Here is a 25,179-nt window from a genome sequence, read left to right on the forward strand (position 1 = left end):
GCTCCCGGCGACACCGGACCGCGGCCTCGGTCCGGCTCGTGCACCCACAGACTGCCTCGCGCCGTCGCCGTACGCGAGCCGTACTCTGGGGCCCATGCAGACCTCGTCGGACCGGCATGAGTATCCCGCCCACTGGGAGGCCGACGTGGTGCTGCGCGACGGCGGCACCGCGCGCGTGCGGCCCATCACCGTTGATGACGCCGAGCGCCTGGTCAGCTTCTACGAGCAGGTGTCGGACGAGTCGAAGTACTACCGCTTCTTCGCGCCCTACCCTCGCCTGTCCGCCAAGGACGTACACCGGTTCACACACCACGACTTCGTGGACCGGGTGGGACTCGCGGCCACCGTGGGCGGCGAGTTCATCGCCACCGTACGCTATGACCGGATCGGCCCCGACGGAACACCCGCCCCCTCCCACCCGTCGCCCGCCGGAGCGCCCGCCCCTGCGGTCTCCGACGAGGCCGAGGTCGCCTTCCTGGTGCAGGACGCCCACCAGGGCCGGGGCATCGCCTCCGCCCTCCTCGAACACATCGCCGCCGTCGCGCGCGAGCGCGGCATCCGCCGGTTCGCCGCCGAGGTGCTGCCGGCCAACAGCAAGATGATCAAGGTGTTCACGGACGCCGGGTACACCCAGAAGCGCAGCTTCGAGGACGGTGTGGTCCGCCTGGAGCTCGACCTCGAACCCACCGACCGTTCGCTGGCCGTGCAGCAGGCGCGCGAACAGCGCGCCGAGGCCCGTTCCGTGCGGCGCCTGCTCACCCCCGGCTCGGTCGCCGTCATAGGCGTCGGCCGCAGGCCCGGCGGCGTGGGCCGCAGCCTCCTCGACAACATCCGGGACGGCGGGTTCACCGGCCGCCTGTACGCCGTGAACAAGGCCTTCCCGCCGGAACAGAAGGAACTCGACGGCATCGACGGGAGCGAGGGGGTGCCCGCTCACCGTTCGGTGCGCGGCATCGACGGGCAGGTCGACCTCGCCGTCGTCGCGGTACCCGCCGAGCAGGTCCCCGAGGTCGTCGCCGAGTGCGGCGAACACGGGGTGCGGGGGCTCGTCGTGACGTCCGCCGGATACGCCGAAGCGGGCCCCGAGGGCCGTGAGCGCCAGCGCGCCCTCGTCCGGCAGGCGCGTACGTACGGCATGCGGATCATCGGGCCGAACGCGTTCGGCGTCATCAACACCTCCCCGGACGTGCGGCTGAACGCCTCGCTCGCGCCCGAGATGCCGCGCCCCGGCCGCATCGGCCTGTTCGCCCAGTCCGGAGCCATCGGCATCGCCCTGCTGTCGCGGCTGCACCGGCGCGGCGGAGGCGTCACCGGCGTCACGGGCGTGTCCACCTTCGTCTCGTCCGGCAACCGCGCCGACGTCTCGGGCAACGACGTCATGCAGTACTGGTACGACGACCCGGACACCGATGTCGCCCTGATGTACCTGGAGTCCATCGGCAACCCCCGCAAGTTCACCCGCCTCGCCCGCCGGACCGCGGCGGTGAAGCCACTCGTCGTGGTCCAGGGCGCCCGCCACGGCGCAGGGCCCCGCGGGCACGCCGTGCGCGCGACGCGACTGCCGCACGAGACCGTCTCCGCGCTGCTGCGACAGGCCGGGGTGACCCGGGTGGACACCATCACGGAACTGGTCGACGCGGGACTGCTGCTCGCCCGCCAGCCGCTGCCGGCCGGGCCCCGGGTGGCGATCCTGGGCAACTCCGAGTCCCTGGGGCTGCTCACCTACGAGGCGTGCCTCGCCGAAGGACTGCGCCCGCACCACCCGCTGGACCTCACCACCGCGGCGTCGGCGGCGGACTTCCACGCGGCCCTGTCCCGGGCGCTGGCCGACGACACCTGCGACGCGGTGGTCGTGACCGCGATCCCGGCGCTGGGGGGAAGGGCGGCCGGTTCCGTCGGCGATGCGGCGCTCGCCGAGGCGCTGCGCTCGGCCGCCGCCGCGACCCCGTCCAAGCCGGTCCTGGTGGTCCACGTGGAACTCGGCGGCCTGGCGGAGGCCCTGTCGGCGGCGGCGAGCACGGCCCCGCAGACGGAGCCGTCCGCCCGGCCCCGCCCCGCGCCGCCGGCCGGGGAGCGCGCACCCGCCGACAGCCCTTTGCCGGCGCCCGTGCTCCTCCCCGAGGACGCCCACCTCATCCCCGCCTACCCCGCCGCCGAACGTGCCGTCCGCGCCCTCGCCCACTCCGTCACCTACGCCCAGTGGCGGCGGGACGCCGCCGACCCCGGCAGGGTGCCCGAGTACGAGGACATCGACGAGAAGGGCGCCGCCGGACTCATCCACGCTCAGCTGACCCGCGGGCAGGGCCTGACCCTCGGCGCCGAGGAGACCTGCGAACTGCTCGGCGCCTACGGCATCCACGTCCACCGTGCCCTCCCGGCTCCCACGCCCGACGCCGCCGTCGGGGCCGCCCGCACCCTGGGCCACCCCGTCGCCCTCAAGGTGACCGCCCCGCACCTCAGGCACCGCGCCGACCTGGGCGGCGTACGGCTGGACCTGGCGAACGAGGAACAACTGCGCCGGGCGTACGCCGAACTGACCCAGCAGCTCGGCACGCCCGAGGAGCTGCGCCCCGTCGTGCAGCGGATGGCGCCGCGCGGTGTCGACACCATCGTCCGCGCGGTGATCGATTCCGCGGCCGGTGCCGTACTGTCCTTCGGGCTCGCCGGACCGCCTTCGCAGCTGCTGGGCGACATGGCGCACCGGCTGATCCCGGTCACCGACCGGGAGGCGACCTCCCTGGTGAGGTCGATCCGCACCGCGCCCCTGCTGTTCGGCTGGCGCGGCTCGACCCCGGTCGACACCCCCGCGCTGGAGGAACTGCTGCTGCGGGTGTCGCGGCTGGTCGACGACCACCCCGAGGTCGTCGCCGTCAGCCTGGAGCCGGTGGTCGTCGCCACCCACGGTGTGAGCGTCCTCAGCGCCTCCGTACGCCTGGCCCCGCCGCCCGCCCGCGACGACCTCGGCCCCCGGACGCTCCCGGCGTACTGAGGAGCGCAAGCCCTCGAGGGTCCGACTCGACAGGCCACCGGGTGTTTGGCGGCGCGTCGGGCGGGCACCTGTGCCCCGTTCCGCCGCCCGACGAACGGAGAGAACGGCATGCGCCTCGGGGGCATCGACGCCGACAGGACCGGATCCCCCTCGCCCGGCACACCACCCGCCCGGGGGAGGAGCGCCGGACTCTCCGCCGAACCCGCCACCGTCCCCCGTCGCGCTTTCCGCCGTCCCCCGGCGTGCTCCCGGACGATCCACCGATCGTCCGCACGCGCGTCTGCCGCAGCCTGACGCGGATCACCGACCCCGTACGCGCACCGTGTGCCGACCCTGAACGGGATGCCGTGCGGCTCCGCCGAGCCGCACGCCCGGCTCCGTGTGGCGCGGCGGCGCCCCTCCGGACGGCTCTCCCTGCTACACAGAGCACTGAATGCCGGCGAATCAGACATAACCTCCCAAGGCTCGAGCGGAGGCCGCTCGCGCGTCAGCGGTCGGGCCACCGTGAAGGAGTAGGTGCCGACGTGCTGATCCTGCTGGCCGCCTACGCGACGGTCGCAGCGTCGATCCCCTGGTGGGAACGTCGGCTCGGTCGTGCGGTGTGGGCCGTGGCGGCCCTGGTGCCGTTGGCGACGGTGGTCTGGGCGGGCACGCGGGCGGCGGGCGTTCTGGACGGCGGCGCGTACCAGGAATCCCTGCGGTGGGCTCCGTCGCTCGGTCTGACGATCGATCTGCGTCTGGACGCCCTGTCGCTGCTGATGCTGTGGGTGGTGGCCGGTGTCGGGGCACTGGTGCTGCTGTACTGCCGGTACTACGTCGAACATGACGCCGGCCCGCTGGCCGCTCTGCTGCTGGCCTTCGCCGGGGCGATGATCGGACTGGTCCTGGCGGACAACCTCTTCATCCTGTACGTCTTCTGGGAGCTGACCACGGTCGCCTCCTTCCTGCTGATCGCAGGGCCCGGAAAGCGGGCCGAGCAGCGCCGGGCCGCCCGTCAGGCCCTGCTGGTGACGGCGGCCGGCGGCCTGGCGATGCTGCTCGGCTTCATCATGTTGGGCCAGGCGGCCGGCACCTACCGCGTCTCGGCGATCCTCGCGGACCCCCCACGGGGCGGCGCGGTCTCCGCCGCCGTGGTGCTGGTCCTGGCCGGTGCGTTCACCAAGTCCGCGCAGATGCCGCTGCACGGCTGGCTGCCCGCGGCGATGGTGGCCCCCACACCGGTCAGCGCCTTCCTGCACGCGGCGGCGATGGTCAAGGCCGGGGTCTACCTGATCGCCCGCCTGGCGCCCGCCCTGGCCGACGTGACGCCGTGGCGGCCGATGGTGCTCGGCGTGGGGCTCGCCACGATGGTGGTGGCCGCGTGGCGGGCACTGCGCGAGACCGACCTGAAGCTGCTCCTCGCCTATGGGACCGTCAGCGAACTCGGTCTGCTGACCGCCCTGCTGGGCGCCGGAACCCGGACGGCGGCGCTGGCCGGCGTGGTGATGCTGCTGGCGCACGCGGCGTTCAAGTCGGCGCTGTTCCTGTCCGTCGGGATCGTGGACCACCACACCGGTACCCGCGACATCCGGGAGCTGTCGGGACTGGGCCGCCGGCTGCCCGTGCTCTTCGGCGTCACGGCACTCGCCACCGCGTCGATGGCCGGTCTGCCGCCCCTCGTCGGCTTCCTGGGCAAGGAAGCCACCCTGGACGCGTTCCTGCACGGCACCGAGCTCACCGGCCACCAGCAGCTGACGGTGGTGCTGGTGTGCGGCTCCACGCTGACCGTGGCGTTCGCGGCACGGTTCCTGCACGGCGCCTTCGGCGGGCCGCCGAAGGGGAGGGCGACGCGGTCCGCGCGGAGCCCGGAGGCGGGATTCGTCGCACCGGTGGTCGTACTGTCCGTGGCGGGCCTGGTGCTGGGCGTGGCGTACCCCGCCACGGCGGCCCTGACCACCGCCTACGCCGACGCCTACCCGCCGGGAGCCGGCGGACCGTACGAACTGTCCCTGTGGCACGGCTTCACCCCGGTACTCGGGCTGTCCGTGCTGTCCCTCGTCGCCGGTGCCCTGATCCACGCGCTCCGCCACCGCGCCGCCGCGGTGAACCGCCTGCCGCGCCTGATCGACGTGCAGCACGCGTACGACCGCGCGGTCGAGGGCGTGGACCGGCTGGCCGTGACACTGACCCGGCACACCCAGGTCGGCTCGCTGCCCGTCTATCTGACCGTGCTGCTCACGACGGTCGTCGCGGTGCCCGGCGCGGCACTCATAGCGGCGGCACCGTCGCTGGGGGCACCGCCCCTGTGGCGGTATTCGCTCGAACCGGTGCTGGCCGTGGTCATGCTGGCGGCCGCCGCGGCGGTGGTGGCCGCCCGGCACCGGCTCACCGCCATCCTGCTGACCGGGGCCGTCGGGTACGGCGCGGCGGGCCTGTTCCTGGTACGCGGAGCCCCGGACCTGGCGCTCACCCAGTTCCTGGTCGAGACGACGACGCTGGTCGTCGTGGTGCTGGTGCTGCGCCGGATGCCGGCCCGGTTCGATCCCGGCCGGAGGTCGGTGCCGGGGCGGGCACTGCGGGGCGCGGTGGCCGTCGGGGTCGGCGCCGTCGTCACCTGCTTCGCGCTGGCGGCGGCCTCCGCGCGCACGGCCCCGGTGATCTCGCCCGGATACCTGCGTCGGGCGGCGGAGACGGGCGCCCTCAACGTCGTCGACGCGATCATCGTCGACTTCCGGGCCCTGGACACGCTGGGTGAGATCTCGGTCGTGCTGGTGTCGGCGGTCGGAGTGGGCAGCCTGATCCGGTTCCGCGACCGCGACGCGGTGCGGGGCACCGACGAGGAGCCGCCGACCCGCTTCCCCACGACGCACTGGGACGAGCCCCGGCAGACCTGGCTGCCGGGAGCCGGTGAACGGCCCGGCGGCGAGCGCTCGGTCCTGCTGGAAGTGGCCATCCGGCTGCTCTTCCCCTCGATCCTGGTGCTCTCGGTGTTCCTGCTGTTCTCCGGGCACTACCGCCCCGGCGGAGGGTTCTCCGGCGGACTGGTCGCGGGGCTGGCGTTCGTCCTGCGGTACCTCGTCGGCGGCCAGGCCGACCTCGGCGCCGCCGTACGCCTGCGCCCGGTCGCGGTCGCGGGCACGGGCCTGGTGATCGCGGCGGTCACCGCCCTGGCGCCGCTGACCGTCGGCGGTGCGCCGCTGGACAGCCGCCTGGTGACCTGGCACCTGCCGCTGCTGGGCGAGGTGAAGTGGGCGACCAGCCTGTTCCTCGACGTCGGTGTCTACCTGCTCGTGGTCGGTGTCGTCCTCAAGCTCCTGTCGGCGGTGGGCGTCTCGCTCGGAGAGGCCGGTGCGGCGGCGGCCCGGGAAGAGGAGGGATCCGTCCGGTGACCGGCGCGGTGGACAACACGGTGAACACCCTCGACGTGACGATGGCCGTCGTGGTGGGCGGCCTGTTCACGATCGGCTTCCACCTCATGCTGCAACGGTCCCTGATGCGGATCGTCCTCGGCTTCATCCTCCTGGGCCACGGCACCAACCTGCTGCTCCTGGTCGCCGGCGGCACCCCCGGCCGGCCCCCGGTACTGGACGGGAAGCCGGTGAACCCGGCGGAGCCCGCCGACCCGCTGCCCCAGGCCATGGCACTGACGTCGATCGTGATCACGTTCGGTCTCACGGCGTTCCTGATGGCCCTCGCCTACCGTTCCTGGCGGTTGTCCGGCAGCGACGAGGTACGCGACGACGTGGAGGACCGGCGCATCGACATCGCCCTGCAGCGCGCCGGATCCGACGAAGTGAGCGGCACCCACGAGGAAACCGACCTCGACGACGGCGACGGCGACGAACCCGACGACGACGAATCCGACGACAACGAGCCGGACCACCGCGACCACGGCACCACCCCGGGGGACCACCGATGACCGCACTGCTGCTCGTCCTGCCCGTCGTGCTGCCGGTCCTGGCCGCCGGTGTGACCCTGCTCGGCCTGCCCGGCCGGGTGGTCCGCGCGATGAGCACGCTCGTACTGGCGGGTGTCCTGGCGGACGCGGCGGCTCTGCTGGCCCTCGCCGGAACCCGCGGTCCGCAGGCCGTGCACGTCGGCGGCTGGCCGGCCCCGCTGGGCATCACGCTCGTCGCCGACCGGCTGTCGGCGCTCCTGCTCATGGTGTCCCTCCTGGTGACCCTGGCCGTGCTGCTCTTCGCCATCGGCCAGGGCACCGCCGAGGACCGCCGCAGCACGGCGGAGGTCTTCCACCCCGCCTATCTGCTGCTCGTCACCGGGGTGAGCCTGGCCTTCCTCACCGGCGACCTGTTCAACCTCTTCGTGGCCTTCGAAGTGCTGCTCGCCGCCTCCTACGTCCTGATCACCCTGGACGCCGACGGGAACCGCACCCGGGCGGGCATGACGTACACGATCATCAGCCTGACGTCCTCCCTGCTGTTCCTCACGCTCGTCGGCCTGGTGTACGCGGCCGCCGGCACGGTCACCCTGGCCCAGCTCGGGCCGCGGCTCGCCGAACTCCCCGACGGCCTGCGCGGCGCGCTCGCCCTGCTGCTCCTGGCCGTCCTGGGCATCAAGGCGGCGCTCGTCCCCCTGCACTTCTGGCTGCCCGACAGCTATCCCACCGCGCCGGCGCCGATCACCGCCGTGTTCGCCGCACTGCTGACCAAGGTCGCCGTCTACGCCCTGCTGCGCACCCAGACGCTGCTCTTCCCGCGCTCCAGCGTGTGGATCCTGCTGGCCTGCGTGGCGATCGCCACCATGATCGTGGGCATCCTCGGCGCCCTCGCGCAGGACGACGTCAACCGGCTGCTGTCCTTCGCCCTCGTCGGCCACATCGGCTTCATGCTGTTCGGGCTCGCGCTGTTCGACACCCTCGGGCTCACCGGCACGGTCCTCTACATGGTCCACCACATCGTCGTCCAGGCCGCGCTCTTCCTGGCTGCCGCCCTCGTCGTACGCCACACGGAGACGACGGGCCTGGAACGCATGGCACAGCGGCCGCCCCCGACGCCGGTGGTCGCCGTGCTGTTCGCCCTCCCCGCCCTGAGCCTGGCCGGGATCCCGCCGTTCTCCGGGTTCGTGGCCAAACTGACCCTGCTGCGGGCCGGCGTGGGGCAGGGCGGCACCGCGGCGTACGCCCTCGCCGCGGCCGCCCTGCTCACCAGCCTGCTGACGATCTACGCCATGACCCGGGTGTGGACCAGGGCCTTCATGCGGCAGAAGCCGTATCCGGACCACCACGGCGCGGACCGTCCGGACCCGCACCGCCGCGAAGGCGACCGCCGGACCCCGGCACCGCGGGACGAGCCCACGGCCTCCGACACCGTCCGCAGCCCGGAGCCCCGCGCCGGCCGGTACGGGGCCGGGCTGATGACCGCCGCCACCGCCGTCATGGTGGTGACCAGCGTCGCGGTGGCCGTCTGGGCGGGCCCGCTCGCCCACGTCGGCGAACAGGCCGCACACGAACTGCTCGACCCGCGGGCCTACCGCTCCGCCGTCATGACCGGGGAGGACCGTTGACCCGCCGGGAGAACGCCCGCCGAGTCCGACACCACCTGCCCATGATCGGCTGGCTGTGGCTGCTGTGGATCCTGCTGTGGGGGTCCGTGAGCCCGGTGGTCCTCGTCGGAGGCCTGCTCGTCGCCACGGCCGTCGTCGGGACCTTCTCCCTGCCGCCGGTCCTGCCGGGGGCGGTGCCCCGGCCACTGGCGATCGGGCGCCTGCTGATCGCCCTGCTGACCGATCTCGTCGGGTCCGGGACCACCGTCGCCTGGCAGGTCCTGAGATACGGGGGAAGGACGTCCGCCGCGATCGTCGAGGTCCCGCTGCGCGTCGACAGCGACCTGCTGATCACCGCCGTGGCCGAGTTCACCACCATCGCGCCCGGCACGCTGGTGGTGGAGATCGACCGGCGCCGGCAACGGCTGTACGTCCACACGATCCCGGTCCACGGCGAAGCCGACATCGCCCGCCGCAGAAAGGCGGTGCAGTCCGTGGAGCGCAGGGTCGCGCGGGCCGTCGGCACCACCCGCCGCCGCACCGGACCGCCCGGAGACGACGGCTCCGGGCCTTCCTCCGACCCCGATCGAGGAGGCAGAACACCATGACCGTCATGTACACCGCCACCCTGGCCGTGCTCTCGGTGGCCGGACTGCTCACCCTGCTGCGCCTCGTGCGCGGTCCGGACGCGCTCAACCGCATCGTGGCGCTGGACGTCCTGCTGACGATGATCATCGCCGGGACCGCCGTGGGCATGGCCGTGCGCGAGGACACCACGCCTCTGCCCGTGCTCGTCGTCCTCGCCCTGCTCGCCTTCACCGGATCGGTGACGGCCGCCCACCTGATCGAGAAGCGGGCGGGCCTGCGATGACCGCCGTGTCCGACGTGATCACCGCCATCCTGCTCCCGGCCGGTGCGGTCTTCTGCCTGCTCGGCTCCGTGGGACTGCTCCGCTTCCCGGACATCGGCAGCCGCCTGCACGCGGCCGCCAAGGCCCAGACGCTCGGCCTGCTGCTCATCCTGGCGGGAACCGCCGTGCAGATGCCCCTGCGCTACGCGCCGGTGCTCCTGCTCGTCATCCTGTTCCAGCTGCTCACCGCGCCGATCACCAGCCAGATCGTCGGCCGTACCGCCTACCGGGTCCAAGCCCTCGACCGCAGCAGGCTGTTCCGGGACGAACTCGCCGACCGCCTCGCGCGGGACGGCACCCCGGTGGACGAGCAGCCGTCGGGCGAGGACGCGGACCGTTGACACCCCGCCGCTCGAACGCCCGGGCGGCTCGACCGGGCAACTCCCGGCGGACCCGGACCGGCGCGAGCGGGAGTGCCGCGACCGGTGCTTCGCAGTCAGCGGTCCCCCGTAGGATGGGCGCCATGGCCAAGACCAGTACGACGACCCAGGGGCTGCGGGCGGCGATCGAGCGCAGCGGCTACTACCCGGCCCTCGTGGCCGAGGCGGTGGAGGCCGCCGTGGGCGGCGAGCCCGTTCGGTCGTACCTGGTCCACCAGGAGACGACGTTCGACCAGAACGAGGTGCGGCGCCATGTGACCGTGCTCGTCCTCACCGGCAACCGCTTCATCGTCAGCCACACCGACGAGCAGGCCGCCGACACCACCTCCCCGACGCCCTACGCCACCACGTCCACGGAGTCCGTGAAGCTCGGCCGGATCTCGTCGATCGTGGTCAGCCGCGTGGTCGCCAACCCCGAGTCGTACAAGCCGGGCACCCTGCCCCGTGAGATCGTGCTCACCATCGGCTGGGGCGCGGTCTCCCGCCTCGACCTGGAGCCGGCCGCCTGCGGCGACCCCAACTGCGAGGCCGACCACGGCTACACCGGCAGCTCGACCGCCGACGACCTGAGCCTGCGGGTCAGCGAGGCCGGGGACGGCCCGGAGACGGTGCGCCAGGCGCTCGCCTTCGCGCAGGCCCTCTCCGAGGCGACCGCGGACCCCACGAACTGATGACACACACCTCCGACACCCCGCACACCCCGAACCCCGCGCAGGCCGTCCCCACCACCGCCTGGCCCCTCACACCCGGGGCCTACCCCGAGCCCCTCGCCCCGGCCTCCGCGCCCCGGCCCGAATACGGCACCGGCTCACTGGCCGACCTGCTGCCCACGCTCGCCGCGGGCATGGGCGTCCCCGGCCTCACCGCCGCGATCCCGGAACTGCCCCCCGCCGACCGGAACTGCGTGTTCCTGATCGACGGCCTCGGCTGGGAGCAGCTGAAGGCGCACCCCGAGGAAGCCCCGTTCATGGCGTCCCTGCTGCCCGGCTCGCGCGGCGGCACCGGACGGCCGATCACCACGGGCTACCCGGCCACCACCGCCACCTCCCTCGCCTCCGTCGGCACCGGTCTGCCGCCCGGAGCACACGGCCTGCCCGGGTACACCGTGCGCAACCCGGACACCGGCGAACTGATGAACCAGCTGCGCTGGCAGCCCTGGACGCAGCCCGACACCTGGCAGCCGCACCCCACCGTCTTCGAGCTGGCCCACCGCGCCGGGGTGCACGCCGCCCAGGTGTCCTCGCCCACCTTCGCCCACACGCCGCTGACGAAGGTCGCGTTGAGCGGTGGCACCTTCCACGGGCGGCTGTCCGGCGAGGAGCGCATGGACCTCGCGGCCGAACAACTGGCCGCCGCCGACCGCTCCCTGGTCTACACGTACTACGCCGAGGTCGACGGCGCCGGACACCGCTACGGCGTCGACTCCGACACCTGGCGCGGCCAGCTCATGTACGTGGACCGCCTGGTCCAGCGACTGGCCGAACAGCTCCCACCGCGCAGCGCGCTCTACGTCACCGCCGACCACGGGATGGTCGACGTGCCCTTCGACGAGGAGCACCGCATCGACTTCGACCACGACTGGGAGCTGAGTGCCGGGGTCGCCCTGCTCGGCGGCGAGGGCCGAGCCCGCCACGTCTACGCCGTCCCCGGTGCTGAGAACGACGTACTGACCTGCTGGCGCGAGGTGCTCGGCGAGCAGTTCTGGGTGGCCTCGCGGGACGAGGCGATCGCGGCGGGCTGGTTCGGCCCCCGCGTCGACGACCGCGTGTACCACCGCATCGGCGATGTGGTCGCCGCCGCGCGGGACGACGTGCTGATCGTCGCCTCGGAGCGGGAGCCGAAGGAGTCGGCGATGGTCGGCAACCACGGTTCGCTGACCCCTGCCGAGCAGCTGGTCCCGCTGCTCGAAGTACGCTCCTGAGGCTCCCGGCCGCCGACTCCCGGCCGTCGTCCCGACCCAGCCCGCCCCCACCGAAAGGTGCCCAACCTCCCATGCCCGAGCTCGTGTTCTTCTCCGGAACGATGGACTGCGGGAAGTCGACGCTGGCTCTCCAGATCGAGCACAACCGCTCGGCGCGCGGCCTGGTGGGCATGATCTTCACCCGTAACGACCGTGCCGGGGAGGGCAAGCTGTCCTCCCGCCTCGGCCTGGTCACCGACGCGGTGGAGGTCGGGGACCGCGCGGACCTGTACACGCACCTCGTCGACCACCTCACGCAGGGCAGGCGCGCGGACTACGTGATCGCGGACGAGGCACAGTTCCTGGCACCGGAGCAGATAGACCAGCTCGCACGTGTGGTGGACGACCTGGAGATCGACGTCTACGCCTTCGGCATCACGACCGACTTCCGCTCCAAGCTGTTCCCGGGCTCCCAGCGCCTGGTCGAACTGGCCGACCGGGTCGAGGTACTTCAGGTCGAGGCCCTGTGCTGGTGCGGCGCCCGCGCCACCCACAACGCCCGCACCGTCGGCGGAGTCATGGTCGTGGAGGGCGCCCAGGTGGTGGTCGGCGACGTCACCGACTCCGCGGACGAGGTCGGCTACGAGGTCCTGTGCCGCCGCCACCACCGCCGCCGCACGACGGCCGCCACGGCCCGCGCGGCGGCACTGTCGCCGGACGTGCTGCCCATCACTCAGGCCTGACCGGACCGGTCAGCCGGTACGGGGTTTGCCGAACTCCTCGATCAGCACCGGATACTGCTCCCCGCCGTGTCCGGCGGCGATCGAACGGTCGGCCAACGCCTTGATCAGCCGCGGCAGTTCGGCGTTGACACCCATCGCCTCGCTCTCCTCGATCAGGTGTGCCATGGCCCGTGCGTCGGTCTCCAGGGCCGACACCTCCGCCGGGAAGGAACCGCTGTCGACCTGCTGGGCATACCCGGGAAGCCACCCGGCCACCCCCACCGCGATCTGCCGCGCGAACGACGCGTATGTCGCGGCGTCGACACCGGCCGCCATGAGCAGAGCGGTGCCCTGCAGCCAGGCGTTGAGGACACTCCACATCATGGCCAGGCCGGCCACGTCGTACAGGGACGCCAGGCCGTGGTCCGCGCCCAGGTAAGTGACGGTGCCGAGCGCGTCGAGTGCCGACTTGTGCGCATCAAGGTGAGCCTGCGGCCCGCTGTACAGCATCACCGCCTCGGCGGTGCCGACCGTCGGAGGAACGGCCATGATGGCGCCGTCCAGATAACGGGCGCCGTGCGACTCGGCCCACCGGGCGGTTTCCCGGGCCTGCGCCGAACTGCCCGAGGTCAGGTTGACCAGCGTCGTCCCGTCGAGCTCGACGTCGCTCGCGCCGAGCAACTCGTGCACGGCCCGGTAGTCGGTGACGCAGACGACCGTCAGGGAACTGGCCTTGAGCGCGTCGCCGACCGTCGGCGCCGACCGTGCACCGTCGGCCACCAGTTGGTCGGCCTTGGCGGCCGTACGGTTCCATACGGTTGTGGGATGTCCGGCTTCCAGGAAAACGCGGGCGAGGGCCTGACCCATCAGCCCGAGCCCGATGACTGTCACGGATGTGTCGGTTGCGTTCATGGCAGCATCCTCGACGTTGATACCGGTGTGAAGGTCAAGCGAGGTTGCGATGCGTATCGGAGAACTGAGCAGCAGGACGGGCGTCAACGCCCATCAACTGCGCTACTACGAGGCCCAGGGCCTGCTGGAGGCAGAACGCGGCGCGAACGGCTACCGGAAGTACGGGGAGAGCGCCGTACTTCGGGTGAAACAGATCCGCCACCTGCTCGGCGCCGGTCTGTCCTCCGAGGACATCGCGTACCTGCTGCCCTGTGCGGCGGGAGAGGCTCCGGAGCTGATCGGGTGTCCCGAGTTACTGGCCGCGATGCGGGCACGGCTCCAGCGGTTGGACGACCAGCTGGACAGGCTCGCCCGATCCCGCGACGCCCTGGCCGACTACATCGACGCGGCCGAGCGCATGGGCAGCCGGACCTATCCGCCCTTCGAGGACACCGACCAGCAGCCCGTACCCGCCTGACGGAACGGGCACCTCGGGCCGGGTGCCCCGGTTCAGTCGCCGAAAGTGAACGCGAATCCGCTTACGCGCAGTTCATCCGCCGCTTCGCCAACGAGTCGTTCGTGAACGGGGTTCCGGAGGACGGAACGGACACCTGCGCCTACGTGAGAGCCCTGCCGTCCGGCAGGAAGCAGCAGGGCTCTCACGACCGTACGAGCGTCAGACGCGCCGCTCCGACGAGGCCAGTCCGACGAATCCTGCCCACGCGTCACGCGAGACCGTGACGATGGGCCCGGCAGCGGCCTTGGAGTCCCGGACGTGCACCACTGCCGTACCGGTCGCGACCTCTACGCATTCGCCGCCCTCGGTTCCACTGTGGCTGCTCTTGAACCAGGCGAGGCCGGAGGTGACGGTCGAGGACTCAGCGTTGTTCATGGCGATCCCAGCAACCTTTCGATGAACTCCGTTGACTCTCGCGGACTGAGAGCCTGTGATCGGATAATCCCATAAAGGGCGGCCGCCAGAACCCCTTGCTCCGGGTCGGTCTGCAGAGAGCCGATTCCCCGTGCCTCGGCGTACACGAACTTCTTGCCGTCCTTGCGCGTGACGACGGTGAACGGTCCGTTCACGCCGGCGTTGTCCTCACGGTCGAGCGGCATGACCTGGATCTCGACGTTGCGCTTCTGGCCGACCAACAGCAGATGCTCCAACTGCCCGCGCAGTACCGCCTTGCCCCCGTACGGACGTCCCAAGAGCGACTCGTCGAGCACGAAGCTCAGAAACGGAGCAGGCCGACGATCAAAAATGTCCTGCCGGACCAATCGTGCTGCCACACGCTGTTCAATGGTCTCCTCGTCCAGAGGGGGGCGCCTCATGGCAAGCAGCGCCCTCATGTACTCCTCGGTCTGAAGCAGGCCGTTGAGCACAGGCATGCTGTAGGAGACCAGCTCAGTGGCCTCCTTCTCCAGCACCGCCATCCCCTGAAAGAACACCGGATACTGCGCCCGCTCCACCTGCTCCTTCCACAGGCACAGCAACCCGCCCGCCCCCAACACCTCATCGGCCCGTTCGATCGTCCTGGGGGACGGAATCCTCCGCCCCTGCTCGAACGAGGCGATCGTGGACGCCGAGTACCCGAGCCGCCTCCCGAACTCCTCGCGTTCCAGGCCCTCCCGCACCCGCAGCGTCTTCATGGTCTGCCCGAACGCGACGACGACCCCTCGCCCCGCCTCGTCCTCCGGTCGCCGCCCGGCTCCGTCGTCGTTGTCCCAGCCGTCCCCGAGACTCACGGCCGCTCCCGCGCCGCCGTGCCCACGCTCCCCGGGAACCGCCTCGGCCCCCGCCACCGCGCCCTTGCGCTCCGCCATGTTCACCACCGCCTGTTCTGCTCAACGCCCCGCGAGGGACGCCGTCACGGCACGCGGCTCGTACTCCTGCGGAGAGCACGCGTACAGCCGCCCCCTGTCGCTGCGTTACCGCTGGCCACGCTAAGTGAACGTCGGGACTGTGTGGGCATGACGATGAAACCCGTCAACCCCACCGGCATCACCCAATTCGCCACCTCCTGCGTCCCCTTGAAGGCGGCCCCGTCACCGGACCCACCTTCGAGTCGAATGAGGAGGCCCGCGCCCCCGCCGAAGCCCGCGACCGGCTCATTCGAAAAGCCTCTTCCGAAGGCATGTCCCTACAGGGTCGCCTGTCTCACCTCGCCGAGGCCCTGCTGACGCCCGAGGAGCGCATGGCTCGCGCCGAGCAGGCGTGCGTCGCCCTGCGGGAAGGGAACGGTTACGACCCGAGTGTGAATGAACATGCTGCTCTGGCAATCGAGTTGGACCTACGGGTAGATGCGGCGACGGCACGGTGACTGATCACTCACGGGAGAGGGAATGTGTCGACCCGGCTCCCCGGAGCAACGATGTCAGCCCACACGACTAAGGTGGCCGACCACTGATCTCAAGGGGATGTCACCATGGGCCTTCATTCCGACGTGGCCGCATTGCTCGATCTTGTACCGGCGGACTTCGCGGGCGGAGAGCGGATCGACTGGGACGCGGCCGAAACCGAGCTGGGCACCGGCCTTCCGAGCGACTACAAGGCTCTGCTGGACACATACGGAGTGGGCGATATCGGAGATCTCGTCATCCTGCCACCACTCCCCAGTGACGTGCGCGGATGGGAAAAGTGCCATATCGGAGGCCACGCGGTCGGCCTGCGCGAGCTCTGGGACATGGACAAAGGCGTTCCGGGCGTGGCGCTCGGTGCCGACGCCGTCCTGCCCTGGGGCTCCGGAATGAACGCCAACGAGATGGCCTGGCTCATGAACGACCCCGATCCGGACAAGTGGCCTGTCGTGGCCTGGCGTCGGCAGCACTCGTGGAACGAGTCGAGCTGGGCTTTGTTCGACTGCGGCATGGTCCAGTTCATCACCCGGATGATGCTGGGCCAGTTCGACGCCTGCCCACTCGGCGACGCATCGCTCTGGAAACGGACGGATGTCTTCGTCAGTTGGCGGGAGCAAGAACGACGACTCGTGGCCGGCCTGGACCCGCTCACCGGCGAACCAGACCCCTACGCCGACATGTTCCCCATCACCGACGACTGACCCCGACCAGGTCCAGGGCCAGACGGCGAGGACCCGATGGTGTCCCTTCGGGTGGTGCAAGGGATCTGAAGGTGGTGTTGTGGGTCGAGCCGGTCGCGCTGTTCGGCGGGAGGGGGATCGAGTGACGGTGTGTCGGACCTTGCCGGGGGCGGTCGGCTGCTCGTGCTGGCGTTTTCCGCGACTGCCCGGTGGGACGGCGGCCTCGACGTGGGCGATGCCGGGACACCCGCCCAGGCCCTGGGAAGGACACACCGTCCTGAAGTCGTGAGCACTTTGGCCACCGCTGTCCTGATGCCGCTCGTTTGAGCGCTTACGTGACACATGCCCGCCGACTGCTCACGGTTTTCGGCAGAGCACCCGTCTCCGGCTCCGCAGTGCCGGGACCGTGAAGATCCCCTGCACCACCCGGTGGGACACCATCCGCCACCTGCGTCACAGCAGCGGCGGCCGTCGGCTCGAACAGACGGGCAGGACCCTGGATACCGAGCTCAGCGGAGCACCCCGGCCGGGCCGTGGAGTAGTCCCGCAGCGCCCGGACCGAACCCGCGTCCGCTTCCTGCCGGAGGAAGTCCTGCGTTCGCGGTGGTCGCCGACCGCGAAGCCTGCCCGTCAGAGAGGGCTCTGCAAGAGCGCGAAGCGGGCGCCCTCCGGGTCGGCGACCGTGGCGGTGCGGCCGTGGGCGCTGTCGCGGGCCTGTCTGAGGATCTGGCCGCCCAGGTGCAGGACACGGTCCACCGCGTCGTCGAGGTCGGCCACGGTGAAGTACGTCGTCCAGTGCGGTCCCCGGTCCCGGAGCAGGGTGTTGCCCACGCCGTGGATGTCGGCCACGGGACGGCCCTCCAGGTTCAGGGTCGTGCAGTCGATGTCGGTGGAGATCTCCGGTTCCACCGTGTAACCGAACACCGACGCGTAGAACTTGGCTGCCCGTTCCGACTCGAAGGTCGTCAGCTCGTTCCAGGCGGGCGCGCCGGGCACCCCGGTGACGGCCGTGCCGAGGTGCGCGGACGCCTGCCAGATGCCGAAGACGGCCCCCGAGGGATCGGAACAGATCGCCAGCCGCCCGGCGTCGGAGGCGTCCAGCGGGCCGACCCCGACCGTGCCGCCGCAGGACCGCACGGCCGAGGCCGTGCGGTCCACGTCCGCGGAGGCGAAGTAGGGCGTCCAGGCGATGGGCAGATGACGGTCCGGCGGCAGCAGGCCGATGCCGGCCACCTCGCGGCCGTCGAGCAGCGCGCGTGCGTACGGGCCGGGTTGCTGCGGGCCGGGCCGGAACTCCCAGCCGAACAGCGCCTCGTAGAACCTCCGGGCCGTGTCCGGTCCGTGCACCATGAGGCTCACCCAGCAGGGTGTGCCGGGCGCGTGCCGAAAGGGCGCTTCACCGTCTCGGTGGACGGACCCCCGTGTGTCGGTCATCGTCGCTCTCTTCTCGACCCGGGCGAGGGTCGTGTCGCGTTCGCTCCGCGGATCATCGCCGTGCTGCTCCAGGCATCAGCCACGGCGCCGCGCGCCCTGGGCCCGCCCCCGTACGGCGGTTCCGCCTCCGGAGGATGCCCGATGCGCGGGCCTCCGCCCGTTTCGGCGCGCTTGCCGGATGATGTCGATCGGTAGTACGGCATGTGCCCGATCCCATACGCCTCGTGATCGGGTCTGCCCGGCCGAGCAGATTAGCCGGACATGGACGACTCGGCCACCCCGTGCGCGAGGATGGTGGCCATGAACGCCATCATCTCCGCATCCGAACTCGCCGGTGAACTGGCGGGCGGTGACCCGCCGGTGCTGCTCGACGTCCGCTGGCAGCTCAGCACGCCCGCGGCGGCCGGTCAGCCGCCGTTCGACGGCCGGGCCGCATACCTGGCCGGGCATCTGCCCGGTGCCGTTTTCGTCGACCTGGACCGGGAGTTGGCCGCCCCGCCGGCCGGGCGGGGACGTCATCCGCTGCCCGATCAGGAGGAGTTCGGTGCCGCGATGCGCCGCGCGGGCGTGTCGGCGGGCCGGCCGGTGGTCGTGTACGACGGCGGGCTGGGCTGGGGGGCCGCCCGCGCGTGGTGGCTGCTGCGCTGGACCGGTCACCCGGACGTGCGGGTCCTCGACGGCGGGTTGTCGTCCTGGGACGGCCCGCTCGAGACCTCGGTGCAGCAGCCGGACGAGGGCGACTTCACGCCGGTGCCGGCGGTGGCCGGGCTGCTCGACGCCGACGGCGCGGCGGCGCTGGCCCGGTCCGGGCTGCTGCTGGACGCGCGGGCGGGGGAGCGCTACCGGGGCGAGGTGGAGCCGATCGACCGGGTCGGCGGCCACATCCCGGGCGCGGTCTCGGCGCCCACCACCGAGAACGTGGGCCCGGACGGTCGCTTCCTGCCCGCCGCGGAACTGAGCACGCGGTTCCGGGCGTTGGGCGCGTCCGAGGACACGCCGGTCGGCGTGTACTGCGGTTCCGGCGTCTCGGCGGCGCACGAGGTGCTGGCGCTGGCGGTGGCGGGCATCCCGGCGGCGCTGTACGTCGGATCCTGGTCGGAATGGTCGTCGGACCCGGAGCGGCCGGTCGCGGTGGGGCCGGACCCCCGATAGGCGCGTGGCGGAAGCGGAAAGGGGGTGCTCGCCCGGGCGAGCACCCCCTTTCCGTACTGGCCGACGCCGGATCACCTCAGTGCCGGGTCCCGGTCACTCCTGCTTCTTGCGCCGCGTTCCGAACACGATCTCGTCCCAACTCGGCACCGCGGCGCGGCGGCCCGGCCGGACGCCGTCCGCCTCCGCCTGGCGGTCGGTGGAGCCGACGAGACGGTCCCGGTGACTGCTGACGGCACGGGGCATCAGGACGTCCGCGTAGGCGGAACCGGCCGAGGCCGCCGGGGCCGGGGGCTCCTCCGCCTCGGGCTCGGAGTCGGGCTCCTCGGGGAGGGGCTCGGGCACCCGCTCGGGAACCACCAGGTCGCCCCGGAAGCTCGGCACCGCCTCCAACAGACTGGTGAGCGAGTCCCGTTCACCGCCTGCCGGGACCGCCGACTCCTCGTCGTACTCGGGTCCGTGGCCGGGTGGCGGGCTCTGCCGGTCACGCTCGCCGGGACGGTCCTGCTGGCGCTCGCGCGGCAGCCGGGCGATGCGCGGCACGAACGGGAAGCTCGGTTCGGGCGCCGCGGCGAGGTCGTCGGACTCGCCGATCAGCGAGCGCGCCTCGTCGTCGACGGCCTGGACGAGCCGCCGGGGCGGGTCGTACGTCCAGCTCGCCGAGTGCGGTTCGCCCGCGACCCGGTAGACCAGCAGCACCTCCCAGGTGCCGTCGTCGCGGCGCCAGGAGTCCCACTGCACGGTGTCCTTCTCGGCGCCGCGCAGCAGCAGTCGCTCCTGCACGGCCTCGCCCAGCGGCGGGCCGGAGTTCTCGCCGGGCCGGCGGACGGGGGTCTTGCGGGCGCGCTCCGCCATGAAGGCGCGCTCGGCGAGCACGGGGCCCTCGAAGCGCCGGACGCGGTCCACGGGAATGCCGGCCATCTGTGCGACCTCTTCCGCGGTCGCGCCGGCACGTATACGCGCCTGGATGTCGCGGGGGCGGAGATGGCTCTCCACCTCGATCTCGATCTGGCCGAGGCGTGGACGGTCGCCCCGTACGGCGGCGCGGAGACGTTCGTCGATCGGAAGCGTGTACTCCGTGCTGTCCGCAGCCTTCAGCACCAGCCGTGTGCCGTCATTCGAGACGGCCACGACACGCAGTTCGGGCATGGGGACCTCCCGGGTGGTGCCTGCCGACGTCACGTGCGTCGCTGCTTCCGCTAGTCGAGTGTGGCCTGCCCGGGTGCAGCCTGCCACAACCTTGCCGAGTTGCCCGGCGTGTCGGGCATGGGCCCTGGATCGCCGTTATGGCACGGTTACCTATTCGCAACGCTAAGTGACCAACCGCGTCACCCTGTGCAACTGGCCCCCTCCCGGCGGTCCTCAAGGGCCGGAGCACCCTGATGGGCGTCCGGACCCAGGGCTCGCAACAGTACTCCATTCGGGCCAAGTGCGTGGATCGGCGCGCCGCCCGACTTCTGGCAAGAGGTGCTGCTCGGCCGTCCTCGCGCCGCCGTGGCCGGGCTCCCTCGATCTCGGCGTGGCGTACTTCACGTAATCGTCAGAAACGGAACTAATGGTTTCGTTTGGACGTCGACTTGGTGTGCGTTGTCATGCAGTTGATCGCTCATGTGAGGGAACGTATGGGAAGGCGGGCAAGGGCCGAGGATGCGTGAAAGGTCGGATGTCGCAGGCGAGTCGAGTGTCACCGGGGAGGCGAGTGCCGCGGGGGAGGCGAAGAGCCCTCGGATCGACCTGAGCATGGCGCAGGTCGCCGGCAGCGCGGTGGCCGCGGTGCTGGGCGCCCAACTCGCCTCGTCCTTCGGCGTCTACGGGACGATCATCGGCGCCGGAGTCATGAGTATCGTCGCCACCTGCGGCGGAACGCTCTTCCAGCACTTCTTCAAGCGCACCGGCGAGCAGTTCCGCGTGGCCGCCGTGGGGTCCGGCCGCCCGGCCGCCGCGGCGGCCGGGAGACGGACCGTGCCCGCGCCCGGCGAGTTCACCGAGGGCACCGTGTACCGGGGCCGGGCCAGGGGAGTGCGGTGGAACGGGAAGCGGATGCTGGTCGCGACCGCGCTGGTGTTCGGGGTCACGATGGCCGGAATCACCACCTACGAACTCGTTGCGGGCCAGAGCCTCAGCGGCGCACCCAGCACCACCATCGGCAACGCCGTCACCGGTCAGCACACGTCCGGATCCGGGGGTTCCGGCGGTTCGGACGACCAGTACTCCGGCGACCCCGACGACTCCGGGACGTCGAACGACCCCGGTACCTCGGACGGTTCCGAGGACTTCGGCGGGGACGGACCGGCGCCCGCGCCCTCCGTGACGCCTCAGGACGGAGGTGTCGCCACAGGCTCCGGCGGCGACACGCCGGACGGCGTCGACGCGTCGGCGGGCACCCCGGACGGCACCGGGAGCCAGGGCTCCGACGCCCCCGTGAGCCCGGAACCGGACGCGCCCGCTACGACCCCAGAACCCTCCGCAGATAGTCGTTCCGGAAGCGGCGTTCAGGATCAAGGCGGTCCCGCAGCGCCGTGAACTCGGCGAAACGCGGATACACCCGGGAGAGGTAATCGGCGTCCCGCGTGTTGATCTTCCCCCAGTGGGGCCGCCCCTCGTGGGCGGTGAAGATGCGTTCCGCCGCCGTGAAGTACCCCTGATAGGGGGTGCCCCGGAACATGTGGACCGCGATGTACGCGGTGTCGCGGCCGGAGGCCGTGGACAGGGTGATGTCGTCGGCCGGGGCCGTACGCACCTCGACGGGGAAACTGACCCGGAGGGGTGAACGGTCGACCATGGCCTTCAGCTCGCGCAGCGTGTCCACCAGGGCCTCGCGCGGCACTGCGTACTCCATCTCCACGAAGCGCACCCGGCGCGGCGAGGTGAGCACCTTGTACGGGATGTCGGTGTAGGTCCGCGCGGACAGGGCCCTGCTGGAGATCCGCGCGATGGCGGGGACGGTCGCGGGCACCGCGCGGCCGACCCAGTTGGCTGCCTGGAAGACGCCGTTGGAGAGGAACTCGTCCTCGAGCCAGCCCTTGACGGGATGCACCGGCCGTTCCGGGCCCGCGCTGCGGTTGTTCCGCTTGGTGTTGGTGTTGCCGGTGTGGGGGAACCAGTAGAACTCGAAGTGTTCGTTCTCGGCGTGGAGCTCGTCGAACTCGGCGAGGACGCGGTCGAGGGGCATCGGTTCCTCGCGGGCCGTCAGCAGGAAGACCGGCTCGACGGCGAAGGTGATCGCGGAGACGATGCCGAGGGCGCCGAGGCCGATCCTGGCGGCCGCGAAGACATCAGGATTCTCTTTCTCGGAGCAGGCGAGTACCGAGCCGTCGGCGGTGACCAGTTCCAGGCCCCGGATCTGCGCGGCGACGGAGGCCGAGTCACGGCCGGTGCCGTGGGTGCCGGTACTGGTGGCCCCGGCGACGGTCTGCTCCATGATGTCGCCCATGTTGGTGAGCGACAGCCCCTCCCGCGCGAGAGCGGTGTTGAGCCGCTTGAGCGGGGTGCCGGCCTCCACCGTGACGGTGCCCGCCGCCCGGTCGATGTCGCGTATCCCCGTCAGCAGACGGGGGCGGATCTGCACGCCGTCGGTGGCGGCTATGGAGGTGAAGGAGTGCCCGGTGCCGACCGCCTTCACCGGGAGACCGTCCTCGGCGGCACTGCGTACGGCCGACGCCAGCTCCTCGACGGAGGCCGGCGTGACCTCCCGCGCGGGGCGGGCGAGGACGGTGCCTCCCCAGTTACGCCATGTTCCGTTCTTCGTGCTCGCCGTGCTGCCCAACGGAGCCTCCCCGACCCGGAGCCGGCCGCTCGAGCCGGCGGTACCCGAGGAAACCGACCACGACCGCGACGGCTCCGGCCACCGCCGGAACCCCGTACCCGGCACGCGCCCCGGCCGCGTCGATCACCCAGCCGGACGCGGCGGAGCCGAGCGCGACCCCGACCGCGAGCCCGGTGCTCACCCAGGTCATGCCCTCGGTGAGCTGCGCGCGTGGTACGTGCTCTTCGATGAGGGACATCGTCGTGATCATCGTGGGAGCGATGGACATCCCCGCAAAGAACAGCGCCACGGTCAGAAACGGCAGGTTCCCGACCAGTAGGAGGGGGATCATACTCACGGCCATGGCGCACACGCCCAGCAGCCAGCGGCGCTCGGGCGCTCCGGCGAAGCGCATCAGCCCGAAGACGACCCCCGCCGTGCAGGAGCCCAGCGCGTACACGGCGAGCACCACACTGGCGGCGGCCTTGTGCCCGCGCTCCTCCGCGAAGGCCACGGTGACCACGTCCACGCCACCGAAGATCGCCCCGGTCGCCGCGAACGTGGCCACCAGGACCCGCAGCCCCGCGGAGCGCAGCGCCGTGCCGCCGAGCACCGACGCACGGCCCTCGCCCGTGCGTTCGCGCGGGTGCGGGGCGGGCTCGGTGGCGCGCTGTGCCGTCAGCCAGAAGACGCCGACCGCCAGGAAGCAGGCCGCGAGCAGCGGACCGGCCTCCGGGAACCAGGCCGTGGAGAGCCCGATGGAGACGATCGGCCCGAAGATGAAGCAGAGCTCGTCCACCACGGACTCGAAGGAGTACGCGGTGTGCAGCTGCGGGGTGCCCCGGTACAGCTCGGCCCAGCGGGCCCGGACCATCGCGCCGACGCTCGGCACGCAGCCGATGCCGACGCAGGCGACGAAGAGCACCCAGTCCGGCCAGCCGTAGTGCGCGGCGAACAGCAGCAGCGCCGCCGCGGTGAGGGAGAACAGCGTCGTCGGGCGCAGGATCCGCCGCTGCCCGTACTGGTCCACCAGGCGGGAGACCTGGGGGCCGGCCACCGCGGCGGCCAGGGCGATGGTGGCCGCCAGGGCGCCGGCCAGGCCGTACCGTCCGGTCAGCTGGGAGACCATCGTGACCACGCCGATGCCCATCATGGACAGCGGCATCCGGCCGAGGAACCCCGCGGCCGAGAAGCTCTTGCTGCCGGGGGCGGCGAACAGGGCGGTGTAGGGACTGGGCACGAGGTCTCCGAAAATCTCAGCAAGGAACGACCGCGGGAGACCGGACTCCCAGTAAGGTGCGACCGCAGTGGATACAGCTTACTGGTTAGGTGACCCTAATATATCCCGTGGTCCGGTCGGCCCCCGTCGTTCCCCGGCTGTCGGTGCCTGATGGCAGGATCGAGGCATGCCTGACGAGCTCGATCCCACCCCCTACGACGCCCTGCTGCTGCTCTCCTTCGGAGGCCCCGAAGGCCCGGACGACGTGGTCCCGTTCCTGGAGAACGTGACACGCGGGCGCGGCATCCCCAAGGAACGCCTGAAGGAAGTCGGGGAGCACTACTTCCTGTTCGGCGGGGTAAGCCCCATCAACGAACAGAACCGTGCCCTCCTGGGCGCGCTGCGCGAGGACTTCGCCGACCACGGGCTGAACCTGCCGGTCTACTGGGGCAACCGCAACTGGGCGCCGTACCTCACCGACACCCTGCGCGAGATGATCCACGACGGCCGCCGCCGCATCATCGTCCTGGCGACCAGCGCCTACGCCTCGTACTCCGGCTGCCGCCAGTACCGCGAGGACCTCGCCGAGGCCCTGGCGACACTGGAGGCCGAGGGTCTGGAGCTGCCCGAGGTCGACAAGCTGCGGCACTACTTCAACCACCCCGGTTTCCTGGACCCCATGGTCGACGGGGTCCTCCGCTCGCTCGCCGAGCTGCCCGAGGAGGTGCGCGACGGCGCGCACATCGCCTTCTGCACCCACTCGATCCCCACCGCCTCCGCCGACACCTCCGGCCCCGTCGAGGAGCACGGTGACGGCGGCGCGTACGTACGGCAGCACCTGGACGCGGCCCGGCTGATCGCCGACGCCGTACGGGAGCGCACCGGCGTGGACCACCCCTGGCAGCTCGTCTACCAGTCCCGCTCCGGCGCCCCGCACATCCCCTGGCTGGAGCCCGACATCTGCGACCACCTCGAGGAGCGGCACGCGGCCGGGGTCCCGGCCGTGGTCATGGCCCCCATCGGCTTCGTCTCCGACCACATGGAGGTCATCTACGACCTCGACACCGAGGCCGCGGCCAAGGCGGGGGAGCTGGGACTGCCGGTGAGCCGCTCGGCGACCGTGGGCGCCGACCCGCGGTTCGTCGCCGCGATCCGCGACCTGATCGTGGAGCGCGCGGCCACCGAGCGCGGCCAGGACGACGTCACCCCCTGCGCCCTGGGCGCCCTGGGTCCGAGTCACAACCTCTGCCCGGTGGGCTGCTGCCCGGCCCGCGCCCCGCGTCCCGCCGCCGCGGGCGCCGACAGCCCCTACGCGTGAGGA

Annotated in this window: 22 protein-coding genes; 15 read left to right on the forward strand and 7 right to left on the reverse strand. The window is 71.8% G+C overall.

Annotation, left to right across the window (positions count from 1 at the left end):
- Window positions 1-94: 94 nt before the first annotated feature.
- The 10 genes from DIZ27_RS21915 to DIZ27_RS21955 all read left to right on the forward strand — a co-directional run bounded on the left by DIZ27_RS21915 (window position 95) and on the right by DIZ27_RS21955 (window position 12,403).
- Window positions 95-2,989, forward strand: a complete 2,895-nt coding sequence (locus DIZ27_RS21915; RefSeq protein WP_109380145.1) for a bifunctional GNAT family N-acetyltransferase/acetate--CoA ligase family protein — start codon at window positions 95-97, stop codon at window positions 2,987-2,989.
- A 524-nt stretch (window positions 2,990-3,513) separates the two neighbouring features.
- The gene (locus DIZ27_RS21920) at window positions 3,514-6,357 is read left to right on the forward strand and encodes a Na+/H+ antiporter subunit A (protein WP_109380146.1); all 2,844 of its coding nucleotides are present in this window, start codon (window positions 3,514-3,516) and stop codon (window positions 6,355-6,357) included.
- Window positions 6,354-6,887, forward strand: a complete 534-nt coding sequence (locus DIZ27_RS21925; protein ID WP_258308497.1) for a Na(+)/H(+) antiporter subunit C — start codon at window positions 6,354-6,356, stop codon at window positions 6,885-6,887. Before DIZ27_RS21920 ends, DIZ27_RS21925 begins: the two co-directional genes overlap by 4 nt.
- Complete coding sequence (locus DIZ27_RS21930) at window positions 6,884-8,491, forward strand: Na+/H+ antiporter subunit D (protein WP_109380147.1); 1,608 nt, start codon at window positions 6,884-6,886, stop codon at window positions 8,489-8,491. Before DIZ27_RS21925 ends, DIZ27_RS21930 begins: the two co-directional genes overlap by 4 nt.
- The gene (locus DIZ27_RS21935) at window positions 8,488-9,078 is read left to right on the forward strand and encodes a Na+/H+ antiporter subunit E (RefSeq protein ID WP_109380148.1); all 591 of its coding nucleotides are present in this window, start codon (window positions 8,488-8,490) and stop codon (window positions 9,076-9,078) included. The genes DIZ27_RS21930 and DIZ27_RS21935 overlap by 4 nt, the downstream gene beginning before the upstream one ends.
- Window positions 9,075-9,341 (forward strand): monovalent cation/H+ antiporter complex subunit F, encoded by a 267-nt coding sequence (locus DIZ27_RS21940; RefSeq protein ID WP_109380149.1) that lies wholly within the window; start codon window positions 9,075-9,077, stop codon window positions 9,339-9,341. Before DIZ27_RS21935 ends, DIZ27_RS21940 begins: the two co-directional genes overlap by 4 nt.
- Complete coding sequence (gene mnhG, locus DIZ27_RS21945) at window positions 9,338-9,721, forward strand: monovalent cation/H(+) antiporter subunit G (RefSeq protein WP_109380150.1); 384 nt, start codon at window positions 9,338-9,340, stop codon at window positions 9,719-9,721. Before DIZ27_RS21940 ends, mnhG begins: the two co-directional genes overlap by 4 nt.
- A 113-nt stretch (window positions 9,722-9,834) precedes the next feature.
- Window positions 9,835-10,431: a DUF5998 family protein gene (locus DIZ27_RS46520; protein WP_219933639.1), complete on the forward strand. Its 597-nt coding sequence runs from the start codon at window positions 9,835-9,837 to the stop codon at window positions 10,429-10,431.
- Complete coding sequence (locus DIZ27_RS21950; RefSeq protein ID WP_219933640.1) at window positions 10,431-11,681, forward strand: alkaline phosphatase family protein; 1,251 nt, start codon at window positions 10,431-10,433, stop codon at window positions 11,679-11,681. The genes DIZ27_RS46520 and DIZ27_RS21950 overlap by 1 nt, the downstream gene beginning before the upstream one ends.
- Window positions 11,682-11,752: 71 nt before the next feature.
- Window positions 11,753-12,403: a thymidine kinase gene (locus DIZ27_RS21955; protein WP_109380152.1), complete on the forward strand. Its 651-nt coding sequence runs from the start codon at window positions 11,753-11,755 to the stop codon at window positions 12,401-12,403.
- 9 nt (window positions 12,404-12,412) lie between these two features.
- Here the strand turns inward: DIZ27_RS21955 and DIZ27_RS21960 are convergent, their stop codons facing one another.
- Window positions 12,413-13,294: an NAD(P)-dependent oxidoreductase gene (locus tag DIZ27_RS21960; protein WP_109380153.1), complete on the reverse strand. Its 882-nt coding sequence runs from the start codon at window positions 13,292-13,294 to the stop codon at window positions 12,413-12,415.
- Between the two features lie 49 nt (window positions 13,295-13,343).
- Between DIZ27_RS21960 and DIZ27_RS21965 the strand changes: the two genes are divergently transcribed.
- Entirely contained in the window at window positions 13,344-13,751 is a 408-nt protein-coding gene (locus tag DIZ27_RS21965; protein ID WP_109380154.1) for a MerR family transcriptional regulator, read from the forward strand.
- A gap of 198 nt (window positions 13,752-13,949) precedes the next feature.
- On the opposite strand, the gene DIZ27_RS21970 is transcribed toward DIZ27_RS21965, so the two are convergent.
- Window positions 13,950-14,165 (reverse strand): DUF397 domain-containing protein, encoded by a 216-nt coding sequence (locus DIZ27_RS21970; protein WP_109380155.1) that lies wholly within the window; start codon window positions 14,163-14,165, stop codon window positions 13,950-13,952.
- Window positions 14,162-15,097 (reverse strand): helix-turn-helix transcriptional regulator, encoded by a 936-nt coding sequence (locus DIZ27_RS21975; protein ID WP_109380196.1) that lies wholly within the window; start codon window positions 15,095-15,097, stop codon window positions 14,162-14,164. The genes DIZ27_RS21970 and DIZ27_RS21975 overlap by 4 nt, the downstream gene beginning before the upstream one ends.
- Window positions 15,098-15,699: 602 nt before the next feature.
- Here DIZ27_RS21975 and DIZ27_RS21985 point away from each other — a divergent pair.
- A complete protein-coding gene (locus DIZ27_RS21985) occupies window positions 15,700-16,332 on the forward strand; it encodes a hypothetical protein (RefSeq protein WP_109380157.1) in 633 nt (210 codons plus the stop codon).
- Window positions 16,333-16,941: 609 nt separating this feature from the next.
- On the opposite strand, the gene DIZ27_RS21990 is transcribed toward DIZ27_RS21985, so the two are convergent.
- Window positions 16,942-17,745, reverse strand: coding sequence for a VOC family protein (locus DIZ27_RS21990; RefSeq protein WP_109380158.1), 804 nt, complete (start codon window positions 17,743-17,745; stop codon window positions 16,942-16,944).
- A 300-nt stretch (window positions 17,746-18,045) separates the two neighbouring features.
- On the opposite strand from DIZ27_RS21990, the gene DIZ27_RS21995 reads away from it, so the two are divergent.
- Window positions 18,046-18,897, forward strand: a complete 852-nt coding sequence (locus DIZ27_RS21995) for a sulfurtransferase (RefSeq protein ID WP_109380159.1) — start codon at window positions 18,046-18,048, stop codon at window positions 18,895-18,897.
- A gap of 93 nt (window positions 18,898-18,990) precedes the next feature.
- Here the strand turns inward: DIZ27_RS21995 and sepH are convergent, their stop codons facing one another.
- Window positions 18,991-20,043, reverse strand: a complete 1,053-nt coding sequence (gene sepH / locus DIZ27_RS22000) for a septation protein SepH (protein WP_109380160.1) — start codon at window positions 20,041-20,043, stop codon at window positions 18,991-18,993.
- 498 nt (window positions 20,044-20,541) lie between these two features.
- Here sepH and DIZ27_RS22005 point away from each other — a divergent pair, with 498 nt between their 5' ends.
- Window positions 20,542-21,417 carry a hypothetical protein gene (locus DIZ27_RS22005; protein WP_109380161.1) on the forward strand — a complete coding sequence of 292 codons (876 nt, stop codon included), beginning with the start codon at window positions 20,542-20,544 and terminating at the stop codon, window positions 21,415-21,417.
- On the opposite strand, the gene DIZ27_RS22010 is transcribed toward DIZ27_RS22005, so the two are convergent.
- Together DIZ27_RS22010 and DIZ27_RS22015 are read right to left on the reverse strand one after the other, a co-directional pair.
- Window positions 21,341-22,660 (reverse strand): D-arabinono-1,4-lactone oxidase, encoded by a 1,320-nt coding sequence (locus tag DIZ27_RS22010; RefSeq protein WP_109380162.1) that lies wholly within the window; start codon window positions 22,658-22,660, stop codon window positions 21,341-21,343. The genes DIZ27_RS22005 and DIZ27_RS22010 overlap by 77 nt on opposite strands.
- A complete protein-coding gene (locus DIZ27_RS22015; RefSeq protein WP_109380163.1) occupies window positions 22,620-23,879 on the reverse strand; it encodes an MFS transporter in 1,260 nt (419 codons plus the stop codon). Before DIZ27_RS22015 ends, DIZ27_RS22010 begins: the two co-directional genes overlap by 41 nt.
- Window positions 23,880-24,045: 166 nt before the next feature.
- Between DIZ27_RS22015 and DIZ27_RS22020 the strand changes: the two genes are divergently transcribed.
- Window positions 24,046-25,176, forward strand: coding sequence for a ferrochelatase (locus DIZ27_RS22020; RefSeq protein ID WP_109380164.1), 1,131 nt, complete (start codon window positions 24,046-24,048; stop codon window positions 25,174-25,176).
- Window positions 25,177-25,179: the final 3 nt, after the last annotated feature.

The sequence above is a fragment of the Streptomyces sp. NWU339 genome, from assembly GCF_003143855.1.
Lineage (GTDB): Bacteria > Actinomycetota > Actinomycetes > Streptomycetales > Streptomycetaceae > Streptomyces.